Consider the following 14,688-nt stretch of genomic DNA (forward strand, 5'->3'; position numbering starts at 1 on the left):
GCAGAATTAGATAAAGCTGCAGAATTGTTGAAGGATCTTGACAGAGAAGCTGCTAAAAAAGAAATTGCTGATGCCGCTAAAACAGCGACGGTTGCTATTGAAGCTAGTACAAGCTTAACGCCAGAACAAAAGGCAGAAGAAAAAGTCAAAGTAGCTAAAGAAGCAAAAGAAGCAAAAGATGCCATTGATAAAGCGACAACTGAAGCTGAACTAGATAAAGCTTTACGTACCTTCTTATATCAGTTGGATCAAGATTCATTAGTTTATGAACGACCATCTTTTGACCTTGGAGCATTCATTCAATCATCTATTACTGGAGTAGTAACAGTTGAACGTGGAAAAGCAATTCGTCAAGCTGATGTCATTGCTAAACTAAACTTACCAGAGAATGTTACGGTCATTAGCATAGATTTACCGGATACAAATACATTAGGGGACAAGTTTGCTAAAGTAACTTTAAGATTAGCAGATGGAAAAGAAATAACTGTAAAAGTACCGGTTAGAGTTGTTGCTCCACAAAGTGGGGAGTCTAAACCAGAAACTTCTCTTCCAGATTATGGCAGAAATAACGGATCAACTAACACTGACGCAAAAGTGGATAAAGCGAAGTTAGAAGGTGCTATCCATCAATTAGATGAATTGATCATTAAAGAATCAGCTAAGCTTGATGCAGAAACTGCAAAAGAAGCGACTGACTTATTGGCAGACGCTAAGAAAGTATTTGCTAATGCAGACGCAACTCAAGCAGAAGTGGATGCAATGGTTAAACGTATCGAAGACTTCATGGCGAAAGTTGCTCCAGCAACTGATCATGCAACTCCAGCTAAGGACCAAGCTGCTCAAACATCAGCTCCAGCTACTACTCAAGCAGCAGCTAATGCTAGCCAAGAAGCAGCAACAAACGCGCGTAAAGCAGCTAAAGAATTGCCAAATACAGGTACAGCAGATTCTACTGTAGCTATGGTAGCAGCTGCCGCAAGTGCATTACTTGGTCTTGGTCTTGCAGGCCGTCGTCGTAAAGAAGACGAAGAAGCTTAATTGGTAGATTGTTTGATAAACATCAGATGATAATACTCAATGAAAATCAAATAGCAAACTAGGAAGCTAGCCACAGGCTGCTCAAAACAGTATTTTGAGGTTGTGGATAGNNAAAACACTGTTTTGAGGTTACAGATAGAACTGACGAAGTCAGTAACATATACCTACGGCAAGGCGAAGCTGACGTGGTTTGAAGAGATTTTCGAAGAGTATAAGTCCGATTTTCAAAGCTTAAACAAGTACCTCTCATAAGAATTCTCCTAGTAGGAAGGCGCTACAACCAAAGAAATCCTCTGATATCTTCTTTTAGACATATGATCTATACCTTTAATGAGTGACCATATTCTCGATAAAAATAAGTACTGAATCCTGTTTCATCAATATAAACAGGCGCTAAGCCTGTCAACTCTTGTATAAATGGAAGAAAAAATCAAAATTAAACCGCATTTTTGCTTGACAATTATTCCTTTTACGTGTAGAATAAAATAGATATTGAACTTGAAGGGAGTGAAAAAAATGTCTAAAACAGTAGTACGTAAGAATGAATCTCTTGACGACGCACTTCGTCGTTTCAAACGTGCGGTTACTAAAGCTGGTACTCTTCAAGAAACACGCAAACGTGAATTCTATGAAAAACCTTCTGTAAAACGTAAACGTAAATCAGAAGCAGCTCGTAAACGTAAAAAATTCTAATTTGAAATGAAAGGCTAGAGAAATCTAGTCCTTTTTCTTTTAAATAAATACTCCAAAGCCTGCAAAAATCTGAAATATCCTCCTACAATTTGATATAATAGTAAAAAGAACTTGATTGAAGGAGCAAATGATGTCGGTTTTAGTAAAAGAAGTGATTGAAAAGCTTAGACTAGACATTGTCTATGGCGAACCAGAATTGCTTGAAAAGGAAATCAATATAGCGGATATTACGCGACCCGGTCTTGAAATGACAGGTTATTTTGACTACTACACGCCAGAGCGGATCCAGCTCTTGGGGATGAAGGAGTGGTCTTATCTGATCAGCATGCCTTCCAACAGCCGTTATGAAGTTTTGAAAAAAATGTTTCTACCTGAGACACCTGCGGTCATTGTTGCCCGTGGTTTGGTGGTTCCAGAGGAGATGTTAAAGGCTGCTAGAGAATGTAAGATTGCTATTTTAACCAGCCGTACGGCTACTAGTCGTTTGTCTGGAGAGTTATCTAGCTATCTGGATTCTCGTTTGGCAGAACGGACTAGTGTGCACGGTGTCTTGATGGATATCTATGGGATGGGTGTCTTGATTCAGGGAGATAGTGGAATCGGTAAGAGTGAGACAGGTCTGGAGCTTGTCAAACGTGGTCACCGTTTGGTAGCTGATGACCGGGTCGATATCTTTGCCAAGGACGAGATTACTCTTTGGGGTGAACCAGCTGAAATTTTGAAACACTTGATTGAAATTCGTGGGGTTGGGATTATCGATGTTATGAGTCTCTACGGTGCCAGTGCTGTCAAGGATTCTTCACAGGTTCAGCTTGCTGTCTATTTGGAAAATTACGATACGCATAAGACCTTTGATCGTCTGGGAAATAATGCAGAGGAACTTGAAATTTCTGGCGTAGCCATTCCTCGTATCCGTATTCCAGTTAAAACAGGTCGTAATATTTCTGTCGTGATTGAGGCAGCTGCCATGAATTATCGTGCCAAGGAAATGGGCTTTGATGCGACCCGTTTGTTCGAAGAACGCTTGACAAATCTCATCGCTCGAAATGAGGTGCAAAATGCTTGATCCAATTGCTATTCAACTAGGACCTCTAGCCATTCGTTGGTATGCCTTATGTATTGTGACAGGCTTGATTCTTGCGGTTTATTTGACCATGAAAGAAGCGCCTAGAAAGAAGATCATACCAGACGATATTTTAGATTTTATCTTGATAGCCTTTCCCTTGGCTATTTTAGGAGCTCGTCTCTACTATGTCATTTTCCGTTTGGATTACTATAGTCAGAATGTAGGAGAAATTTTTGCCATTTGGAATGGTGGTTTGGCCATTTACGGTGGTTTGATAACTGGGGCTATCGTACTCTATATCTTTGCTGATCGTAAACTTATCAATACTTGGGATTTTCTAGATATTGCGGCACCAAGTGTCATGATTGCTCAAAGTTTGGGTCGCTGGGGCAATTTCTTTAACCAAGAAGCCTATGGTGCAGCAGTGGATAATCTGGATTATCTACCTGGCTTTATCCGTGACCAGATGTATATAGAGGGGAGCTACCGTCAGCCGACTTTCCTTTATGAGTCTCTATGGAATCTGCTTGGCTTTGCCTTGATTTTGATATTCAGACGAAAATGGAAGAGTCTCAGACGAGGCCATATCACGGCCTTTTACTTGATTTGGTATGGCTTCGGTCGTATGGTCATCGAAGGTATGCGGACAGATAGTCTCATGTTCTTTGGACTTCGAGTGTCGCAATGGCTGTCGGTTGTCCTTATCGGTCTCGGTATTTTTATCATTCTATATCAAAATCGAAAGAAGGCCCCTTACTATGTTACAGAGGAGGAAAACTAAATGTTAGAAGTTGCATATATTTTTGTTGCCCTTGCTTTGATTGTCTTTTTGGTCTATCTAATCATTACTGTACAAAAGCTTGGACGTGTTATTGATGAAACAGAAAAGACGATTAAAACCTTGACTTCAGATGTGGATGTGACCTTGCATCATACCAATGAGTTGCTGGCTAAGGTTAATGTCTTGGCAGATGATATCAATGTCAAGATGGCAACGATTGATCCACTCTTTAGTGCTGTTGCAGATTTGTCTCTATCTGTTTCAGACCTCAATGACCATGCGCGTGTCTTGAGCAAGAAAGCTTCATCAGCTGGTTCAAAAACACTCAAGACTGGGGCAAGTTTGTCAGCTCTGCGTCTTGCAAGTAAATTTTTTAAAAAATAAAAAAGGAGAATTCTTATGGGTAAACTATCCTCAATCCTTTTAGGAACCGTTTCAGGTGCAGCTCTTGCCTTGTTTTTAACAAGTGATAAGGGCAAACAAGTTTGCAGTCAGGCTCAAGATTTTCTGGATGATTTGAGAGAAGATCCTGAATATGCCAAAGAGCAGGTCCGTGAAAAACTGACAGAAGTTAAGGAGCAGGCTACAGATTTTGTTCTGAAAACAAAAGAACAGGTTGAGTCAGGTGAAATCACTGTGGACAGCGTACTTGCTCAAGCTAAATCCTATGCTCGTCAAGCGACTGAAGCATCAAAAGATCGATTCAATAATCTCAAGGAGCAATGGCAAGAAAAGGCCGAAACTCTTGATGAATCAGAAGAGATTGTGATTGACATAACAGAAGAATAAAAGAAATAGTAACTATTCTAGGTCCTATAAACTCTCTAGTGGATTATACCTCTATAGAGCTTATAGGTTTTTTTATGGGGATAAAACCTTAAATAAAAAGAAATTTAATGATTTTTGAAAATAGATAAGTATAATCTACTTTTTTGTGAATAGAGTTGTTTTTAAAAAAATATCAATATATTTACAATATTATACTTAAATATACAATATTTTTCGAATTTTAAAGAATATAAGGCCAAATATTTGATTAAGTATGTAGAAAATAGTATAATTGAGCTGTGATAGCTGTGATAGCTGTGATAGCTGTGATAGCTGTGATAGCTGTGATAGCTGTGATAGCTGTGATAGCTGTGATAGCTGTGATAGCTGTGATGTTATTTGCCTATAGCAATCATCATAGTGATTTTTGTATCTTAACTCTTTTTAAGGAGTTGAAGTTATAAAGATTGCTTTTTTATTATATTTTCCTTAGGAGGAGAAATGGAACACAAATCGAATTCATATAAAGTAAATCGACAGCAAGGTGAAAAGGTACTGCGCTTCTCTATTCGTAAGTATAGTTTCGGTGCGGCGTCGGTCGCTGTTGCAGCACTGATGTTTTTGGGTGCGCGCGTTGCGAGTGCGGATAGTCTAGTTGAAAACACTTCACACTCTACTGCAGGTGTAGTGAACCCTGAAAATAAGGTCGAGCCACCTGTGGGCGTTACGGAACCTACTGAAAACAAAGTAGAAGTTGCACAGAATCCTTCAGAAAAGGAAATGGTAACTGATATTGAAAACGTTGTCAAAGTAGTTGATAAAGCGAAATTAAGAAAAGTAGTTGAAGAGTTAAATACTACTCTTTCATCGAAATCAGATCTTGACAACTCAGTTCTTTCTCCGATTAAGGACAGAGTTCAAAAAGGGCAAGCCCTACTAGATAGTGATACTGCAGCGCAGAAGGATGTAGATGAACTACTTTCCCTTTTAGAAAGTGATTTAACTGCTTTATCAAATGCTGCTAAAGAATCAAGCAAGGTTCAAGAAAACGCAGCTGAGAATAATACTGAAATCAAAGATAATAACACCACTTCTGAACTAAGTGAAGCTGATAAAACTATTTCAGATAAGAAAGAATCGCTAAAATTGTCTGCTGAACAATTACAAGCAGCAGTTCTTGAGCTCCCTGAACATGAATCAACTAAAGAAGTATTTGGAAAAGCAAATGAAGTTCTCTCACTTGCTCAAGGATTATTGACAAATACTAGGGTAACATCTAATGAACTTGAGGATTTGAATAATCGTGTTAAAAGAACGTTTAATTCTGTCAAAATAGTGACTTTGCGTCTAACTTCAGGTAAGAATGATCCACGTAATGGATATAAGATTGAGAAGGGGACAAATGTAAGAGCAGCTTCAATTTCTTCAACATGGGATTCAAGTGACAACTTATTGATTTATCAACGTCACCGTGCAAGTGATGGTAATGGAGTTGTAAGAAATGGACTGAGAGAATATACAGAAAATAAAGTAGATTTGTTCGCTAAAACAACAATAATCAATGGAGAACGTTATGTAGTTTATGATGTTTTCTTCAATAATGATGGTACCAAAATGGTAAACCTAAGTAGATATCAAATCTATCGCTTAATTTTACCACCTCAAATTTTAGATTTAAATAGTGATGGTACTTATAAAGACAATACTTTAAAAGATTTAAAATTTGAAACTTATACGAGAACTGGTAACTCTGGAACTCTTTCTCAAAATCCGGGAAGATTTACTAAAACGACTTCTTATAATGTTGATTTCTTAAAGAATTCTAAGGATTATGGTTCTGGTTTTGGAAAATTAACGTATTTCAATACTTTGGATATTAGACATAGTGAAAGTTATGATCTAGATATGAGGGAGACGTTTAGAGCAAATAGTAATGATCCACTTTTAATCCATGCAGTAACAAGGACGGAAAACAAATTCAATAAATTCTCATATGGTTTTGGGGTTAAAACAGACAATACAACAGCTGCTGTACATATGCAGGTAAAAGCTAAGTTGAAAGCTGGAATAACAGATGAACAAGTAAGAGATGCATATACATTAGCAGTCGCCGGAACATTTGGAGACACTACTAACCAATCGTATACATTTATTTCCGGGCAGGATCCAAAAGAACCAACATATACAGATTATCCAGACCAACCAGTACAACCAACCTTAAGAGAAAAACAAGCAAAACGATATCCTATCAAAGGTAGCACGCATAACAAAACAGTAGGTGATCCCCTTCCAAACTCAGATAATCCAGTAACAGCTAAATATATTACTCCTAAAAATGGTGGAGAATTTCCATCAGGAATGGATTGGGGTTGGAAAAATAATAATCGACCAAGTACAGATACAGCAGGAATTTTCACCTATATAGCAACTGCTCGATACCAAGATGGATCAACATCAAATGATGCAGATGGAGCGGTGAAATTTACGGTTAAGCCTATTAAACCGACTATTACAGCTAATGATGTCGTTCATAAAAAAGGATTACCAAATCAAACAATCACGGTAAATGTTGGTACAGGAGTTAAAACAGGATCTACAGTTACTCTATATAGTGATGGCAAAGTTATCGGAACAGGAAAAACAAATGGAACTACTGCAAGGATTACAGTTGAGGGGCCATTGACAGGAAATCCAATTACGGCTGAAACAACTGTAAATAATAATGGAACAGTGAAATCTGATAGAAGTAATCCTGTAATACCGACTGATGCTCCAGATAACCAAGCTCCAACTGTTAAGATGACAAATCCAACAGATGGAAACAAAGAAGTTGTATTATCTAATAATGAGTCAAGTTCTCCGGTAACTCGTATTTATAGAGGAGCAACTTTAAATGTACCATTAAAAATGTATGATAATGATCCTAAAGGTAAAGTAAACTTGAAATATGAAAGTGGATTACCTAAGGGTGTTACTTTTAATAATGGAAGAACGCTTTCAATAACAGGAGCCACAGAGGCACACCCGCAAACAACAAATATTAGGGGGAAAGTCGCTGCTGATGCAAGGTTAGGAAAACAAACGGTTACTTTCAAAGTGTCCGATGATCAAGGAAACAATGTTGATAGAGGCAATAATGCAACTGTGAAGTTTAGAACGGAAGTCGTTGATTTAGAGTTTGAAGATGGTAAAGGTGAAGTAAGACAAGATGGTACTTTGGTTGTTAAAGGAAATAAAGGTACTTCACTAAATGATGCCAATACTTATTTAAGAACTACTGATGGAACAACTCACAATGACAGTTTCTTCCCAAATGGAATGAAATTTAGATTTATTCAACCAGACAAAACTGTTAAGAATAATGTTACTTTTAATACGCCAGGTAAACATATTGTAAAAGCAGCAGCTTATTTCCCTGAAAATTATGCAGGAACGAATGGAGTTCAAACAGTTCCTCGTACTGGAGTTACAGGTGATAATGTTTCTGAAATTACAAATAGAGCGTATTTAACGAAAAACATTGAGGTTCAAATTAAACCAACAGCACCAACAGTAACTCCAGAAAACAATGGTGATGTAACAGTAACACCGGTAAGCGAAGAAAATGTTAATACACTAAACTTTACTTATAAACATCCAAATGATTCTAATATTACAGTTACAGCTACTAAAACTGGAAATAAATGGGCAATAACAAGTGGTGCTCCTAATGATGGCGTAACGATTAATCCTGATACGGGTGTTGTTACAATCAAAGACCGTGCGATTAAGGATGCAACTGAAGTAACTGCTAAATCTGTAACAACTGACCGTGTAGAGAGTGAGCCAACAACCAAGGATTCTAAAGCAGGGGATAAAGAACCACCTAAATTTGAATTTACTCCTAATGGCGTAGAAACAAAAGTTGAAAATAATGAACAAGTTGTCTATGTAACACCTACAGAAGAAACAAATCTAACAATTGGTAGAGTGACGGATAATTCAGGGAAGTTATTAGAAACTAGAATAATGGAAAAAAATGGTAACTTAAATAGTGGTTTAGGTTTCCAAGGACTATCTTATGATGAATTAATTCGTAAGGATAATACTGAAGTAGATGCACCAAGAAATATTAATGTTACAGGAAAAGTACATGGATATAAAACAGGTACAACACCATGGACTGACACTGATGAATATACGCGTTATGTAATTGCAAAAGATGCTTCTACAAACGAGTTAAGAGATACATCAGACGGTATAAATCCGACTCGTATTAAATTCAAAATCTTAACACAAGCAACGAAATATGATCCACAAATTACAACTCAAGCAATTAATAAGGATGTTACAGCAAGCGATGCGAAAGTCACTCAAGCAGAGTTTGATGCTATTAAATCTAATATTACGTTCTCATCACAACGTGGTGAAGTGAAAATTAGCAATAGTCCTAATAATAGAACTGCTGGTTTAAATATCACGATGAATGATAATGGTGCAATTAAGAAGAACGCTACGAATGGTTCATACTATGTAAGTGCAAGAATTGAATATCCAGACCACACGACAGAAAATATTGAGATTCCTGTAAGTAAGTCAGATACAACAGCACCAAGAGTAACATTAAATGGTAAAGAATTATCAGAAACAGTTACAGATTATTCATTTATAGTATTTAAAGGTTCTACATTTAACCCAACATTAAGAGTTAGTGACGATAAAAATAATGTGAAAAGTGTAAGTGTATCAGGCTTACCAAGTGGAAATGATTTCTCAGCAACAGGAAACTGGTCTAAAAATGGAGCAGATGTTCAAGTAACAGGCGATACTATTACTGCAACAAATAATGCTACGCCAGGAGATCATGAAGCAAGTGTAGTTGTAAAAGACGCGCTAAACAATGAAAAAACTTATAAATTCAAATATAAAGTTGTAGATGTTGCAATTAGAGAAACACCAAAAACAGTCCCATTAAATACTCAATTAGAAGATTCTCATAATTATGTGAAAGTAGTAGATGGCACAAATAATGATGGTGATGATAAATACTATCCAGCTGGTATGTCGTTCAAATGGAAGAAGGGAACTGAAGAGGTTGCTAATGAAACTAGATTGAGCAGACCAGGAATCGTTTCTGAATATAAACCAGAAGTGAAGTTTAAATCTGGGGCTGGTTACTATACAACAACAATTGATGGAAACCAAGTTAAGGTCTACACACCTGCTACCATCGAAAGAGACCAAACATTCCATGTTAAACCAACAGCACCAACAATTACTCCTTTGGAAAAAGGTGATGTAACAGTAACACCGGTAAGTGAAGAAAATGTTAATAGATTAAACTTTACTTATAAACATCCAAATGGTCAAACGACGATTACAGTTACAGCAACTAAAACTGGAAATAGATGGTCATTGACAAGTGGAGCACCTGCAGACGGTGTAACGATTGACCCTGAGACTGGTGTTGTTACAATCAAGGACCGTGCTATTAAGGACGCAACTGAAATAACAGCTAAATCTGTGACAACAGATAGCGTAGATAGTGATACAACAACAGCAAATTCTAAAGCTGGGGATAAAGAACCACCGAAATTTGAATTTACTCCGAATAATGTAGAAACAAAAGTAGAAACCAACGGAGATCAAGTTGTTTATGTAACGCCAACAGAAGATACAAATCTAACGATTGGTAGGGTAACCGACGATTCTAATAAATTGACTGAAGTTAGAATAGCATTAGGTCAGACATTCAATATAGGTTTGGGTGAAGGCTTATCTTATAATGAGGCTGTTCGTAAAAGTAATGTTGAATTAGATGCTCCAAGAGATGTTACAATTTCAGGTAATTTAGGAGATTATAAAACTGGGACTACAAAGTGGACAGATAATGATGAAGTAACACGTTATGTTGTAGCTAAAGATGCTGCAACAAATGAGATGAATAATCAAACTAACGATGTTACAAATAAAACTCGCATCAAATTTAAAGTTCTAACTCAAGCAACTAAATATGATCCACAAGTTTCAACTCAGCCAATTAATGTAGATGTTACTGCACCAGGTGCGAAAATTAGTCAATCAGATTTCGATTCAATGAAATCAAATCTGACATTTACATCTACACGTGGAACTGTAAAGATCAGTAATAATACAACTGGTTTAAGTCTTGCTATGAAAGAAGATGGTGCGATTAAGCCGAAAGATAATGGTACTTACTATGTTGGTGCAACTATCACATATCCTGACCACTCAACAGAAGATATTGAAATTCCTGTAACGAAAGTAGATGCGAATGAGCCAATCGCAACAATGGATGGTATGTTGTTAACAAAAGATGAAAACACTACTGCAAACTTTGTGGTATTTAAAGGAGCAACATTCAATCCTACTTTCAATGTAAGAGATGATAGAAACAACATTACTAAGATTAACGTAACAGGACTTCCAAATGGAACAAGTATTGAGAAAACTGGTTCTTGGACAAGTGGAACAAACGTTAAGATTACAGAAGCAGCTAACACATCTACATCAACAGCTGATTTAGGAGAACGTGTTGGGGAAGTAACGATTACTGACGCTACAGGAAACACTGGTACTTATAAATATAAATATAAAGTAGTAGATGTTGAAGTGAGAAATAGTCCAGAAACAGTTGAGTTAGGAACGAAACTAGTTGATGCAGCGAATGCAAACAACGGTAAAGACTCTCATAATTATGTGAAGTTAGTTTCTGCAATAGATGGCACAAAGCAAGATGTGGATGATAAATATTACCCAGCAGGAATGAACTTCAAATGGAGCCAGAATAATGAACAAGGGACTACTGGTGAAGTAACTACTACTACGGAGCTTAACAAACCAGGTGTAGTAACTGATTACAAAGCATTAGTGAAATTCCCAAGAGGTGCAGGATACTATACAACCAATATAGACGGTAAAGCAGTTAAAGTTTATACACCTGCTAGCATTGAAAAAGAGGTTACATTCCATGTAGCACCTCCAAAACCAACGTTTAATCAGGATGCAGTATCATCAACAACACGTAAAATCAGTGGTACATTAGGCGGATTCACATTAGATAATAATGATAGAGTTGTTGAAGTACGCTTAAATGATAAAGATAATACAGTTTTATCAAGCAAAGATGGACAAGTAACCATTAATGGAGATACTTGGACAGCGACATTACCTGATGGGGTGAAACTTCGTCAAAGCGAAAATAAAAATGGAGAAACAACGCAACCAACGGCGATTACAGTAGTGAACAAAGTTGGAGATACTAATGTTTCTAATAGAAGTGACGAAAAAACAGTCAAAATGGGAGATTACTCACCTTCTGCTACGATTGCTGGTAACAAGCATATTGATGTAACAGTACCGCATGATGCAAAACGAATCGAGTTACGATTCCATAACAGCACTGACTCAGATAATACACCAAACAGTATTGTCCTTGTTCGTAATGAAAATGGTGGGGATTGGCAAGTAGATCCTTCTACGGCACCAGCTGGAGTTACAAATGCAAATAACTTTGTACAAGGAATTACAAATAGTATTAATGAAGCGAATAAAGCTGAAAACAAAGTAAGCATTGCCCTAAAAGAATCAGATAATAATAAAAAACTTCTTATTAAGGAAGAGGTTGCTTCTGGAGACAATACAGATAACTATACTAGCGGATTAGGATTACGAGTAGATTACAAACCTGAAACTGGACAAAATGCAACACCAGCAGGAAATTGGAAAGTAATTTCAGTATCAAATGATGCTCCAGTAGTAACGTTGAAAGATGCAGCAGTAGGAACACAAGAAAATCCTAAAGTTTATGATGCAGGAACAGTATTAACAGCAGACAAACTAAAAGAATTAGTAACGGTATCTGATACTGAAGATGATCGTACTACGGATAAACCATTCGGAACAGGTACTGTTAATGTTACTGGACTTCCAGCAAATCCAACAGCAGGAGTATACGCTGTAACGCTTCAACCTGTTGATAGCCAAGGAAAAGCAGGAAACCAAGTAACTGTACATGTAGTTGTAAAAGAAGAAAAACCAGCAGCTCCAAGTATTTCTCAATGGCAAAATGGAAATGTGAAAGTAACGCCACCAACAGATGGGGATAAAGTAACAATTCCGTTAACAGATGGAACTGTAACACTAGTGAAGAAAGATTCTGGATGGGAACTTGAAACACCGAAAGAAGGCCTAGTATTCCATAATGGTTCATTAGAAATTCCTAAAGAGTTAGTAGGAACTAGTGTGACTGCCAAATCAACAAAAGGTACAGGTGGATCAGCTGTAGATTCTGATGATGCGACATATACAACAACACCTCACAAAGTAACAACTGTTGATGTTATTAAAGAAGTAGATTCTCCATTAACAAATTCTGATTTATCAGGAAAAACAGGGGTTACTGGAGTAGTAGATGGAACTGAAACGAAAGATTTCACAGCAGCTAAGATTACAAGTGTAGTGGGAAATTCTGAATTACCGAAAGTAACTCCAGATAGTAAACATACAATTCCAGTGACAATTACTTATGAAGATGGTTCAACAGAAACAACTGATGTAATTGTTAAAGTGAAACCACAAGCTCCAATAGTGACACCAAAAGAAAATGGAACTGTAGAAATTACACCGATATTAACTGGAGAAGGAACTACAACGATCACATATACAGGTGAAGATAACACGCCACAAACAGTAACAGTAACAAAAGCTGGAGATGGAATTTGGACAAGTTCTGATCCGAAAATTGCTGTTGATGCAATTGGTAAAGTGACTATTCCTGCAGATAAAGTAAAAGATGGTTCACCAGTTACTGCGAAAGTGACAAGTAAAACAACAGACTTAACAAGTCAATCATCTACAGAAACTGCTGGAAAACCATTAACAGTTGAAGTAGGAACACCGGTAGATGCGATTGAAAACAAAGCATATACAAGTGATAAAGTGGTAACACCTAATAAAGACAATAGCACAATTACTCCAACTCCTAAGAATGGACTAACTGTAACTCCTGATGGTAAAGTTACTGGAACGCCAGATGTTAAAGACTGGGGAGAAATCGAAGAACATCGTACTGTAACGATTAAAGTAACAGTAACACATGATGGTGATACACCAGTTGAGAAAGATGTTGTAATCAATGTATTAAGAGATACAGATGGAGATGGAACACCAGATAAAGATGATCAAGACGATGACAACGATGGTATTCCAGATGATCAAGATAAAAATCCAAAAGTAGCGGATGAACTTACAGGAAATGTGACACCACCAGCTCCTGTGAGAGAAAAAGCTCAAGTTCCACCGGTTACAGTTGTAACAACAAATAAACCAGGTGCTACAATTACAACAGAAAATCCACCAGTAAATGGATTATCAGTTAACGGAAATGGTGAGTTAACAGGAACTCCAACAGTAGATAACTGGGACAAAGATGAAGAAGAACGTCAAATTAACATTCCTGTTAAAATTACAAAAGAAAAAGATGGAAAAACTGGAAAAGAAACTGAGGAAATTAAGGTAGAAGTTCCAGTAACGATTCTGAGAGATACAGATGGAGATGGAACTCCAGATAAAGAAGATGCAGATGATGATAACGATGGAATTCCAGATGAGGAAGAGAAGAAAAACGGAACAGATCCAAAAGTTCCTACGACTCAAACTCCAAGTATAGGAATTACTCGTAAAGAAAATGGTGATGCAATTGTAACACCAACGAAACCAGGAGGAGGAACATATCCACCAGGAACTAAGGTAGTTATTCCAGGTGATAATAATACAACAATTGAGGTAGAGATTGGAAATAACGGTTCAGGAACAGTTCCAAATGATAAACTTCCAAAAACTGATAAACCAGGAACAGGAACAGTAACAGAACCAAATAAAGCACCATCGAAATCTGTGAATGTAACAACACCAGCGCGTAAACCATCAACGGTAGAATTAGAACAAGATCCAAAAACAGGAGATGTAACGGTAACACCTAAGAAACCAGATGGAACAACATATCCACCAGGAACAGTAGTGGAAATTCCAGGAAAAGATGGAAATCCAATTAGAGTAGAAATTGGACAAAATGGTAAAGGAAAAGTACCGAATAAAGATTTACCAGATGGTAAAATCTCAGGTCCAGGAACAATCACTGAGCCTGGTACAGATAAAACTCCTGAAAAAGTTACTGTTGAAACACCAGCTCGTTTAACACCAGCAATAGTATTAGATCAAGATCCAAATACAGGAGACGTAACGGTAACACCTAAGAAAGCAGATGGGTCAACATACCCACCAGGCACTAAGGTAGAAATTCCAGGTAAGAATGGCACACCGATTGTGGTAACAACAGGAC

Annotated in this window: 6 protein-coding genes and 1 pseudogene; all 7 read left to right on the forward strand. The window is 37.2% G+C overall.

The genetic code is table 11. The features are described 5' to 3' along the window. Nucleotides 1-1,038 (forward strand): DUF1542 domain-containing protein (locus tag HT722_RS10615; RefSeq protein WP_240146965.1); only part of this gene is annotated, 1,038 nt, incomplete at its 5' end. A gap of 516 nt (nt 1,039-1,554) precedes the next feature. Beyond that, entirely contained in the window at nt 1,555-1,731 is a 177-nt protein-coding gene (rpsU, locus tag HT722_RS08955; protein WP_000048054.1) for a 30S ribosomal protein S21, read from the forward strand. A 130-nt stretch (nt 1,732-1,861) separates the two neighbouring features. Next, nucleotides 1,862-2,797 carry an HPr(Ser) kinase/phosphatase gene (hprK, locus tag HT722_RS08960; RefSeq protein WP_173228973.1) on the forward strand — a complete coding sequence of 312 codons (936 nt, stop codon included), beginning with the start codon at nt 1,862-1,864 and terminating at the stop codon, nt 2,795-2,797. Further along, the gene (gene lgt / locus HT722_RS08965) at nt 2,790-3,578 is read left to right on the forward strand and encodes a prolipoprotein diacylglyceryl transferase (protein WP_173278703.1); all 789 of its coding nucleotides are present in this window, start codon (nt 2,790-2,792) and stop codon (nt 3,576-3,578) included. Before hprK ends, lgt begins: the two co-directional genes overlap by 8 nt. Beyond that, nucleotides 3,579-4,005 (forward strand): annotated as a pseudogene (locus HT722_RS08970) (DUF948 domain-containing protein). It abuts the gene before it with no gap. Further along, nucleotides 3,978-4,367 (forward strand): YtxH domain-containing protein, encoded by a 390-nt coding sequence (locus HT722_RS08975; RefSeq protein WP_173278705.1) that lies wholly within the window; start codon nt 3,978-3,980, stop codon nt 4,365-4,367. The pseudogene HT722_RS08970 and the gene HT722_RS08975 overlap by 28 nt, the downstream one beginning before the upstream one ends. Before the next feature lie 1,884 nt (nt 4,368-6,251). Continuing rightward, the coding region (locus HT722_RS08980; protein WP_240146967.1) for a hypothetical protein at nt 6,252-14,688 on the forward strand (8,437 nt) is incomplete at its 3' end.

Source organism: Streptococcus sp. 53, assembly GCF_013276565.1.
Lineage (GTDB): Bacteria > Bacillota > Bacilli > Lactobacillales > Streptococcaceae > Streptococcus.

Bases quoted from the DNA above. Each gene is read 5' to 3' on its own strand.
- rpsU (WP_000048054.1), top strand. From the start codon at position 1,555: ATGTCTAAAACAGTAGTACGTAAGAATGAATCTCTTGACGACGCACTT.
- hprK (WP_173228973.1), top strand. From the start codon at position 1,862: ATGTCGGTTTTAGTAAAAGAAGTGATTGAAAAGCTTAGACTAGACATT.
- lgt (WP_173278703.1), top strand. From the start codon at position 2,790: ATGCTTGATCCAATTGCTATTCAACTAGGACCTCTAGCCATTCGTTGG.
- HT722_RS08975 (WP_173278705.1), top strand. From the start codon at position 3,978: ATGGGTAAACTATCCTCAATCCTTTTAGGAACCGTTTCAGGTGCAGCT.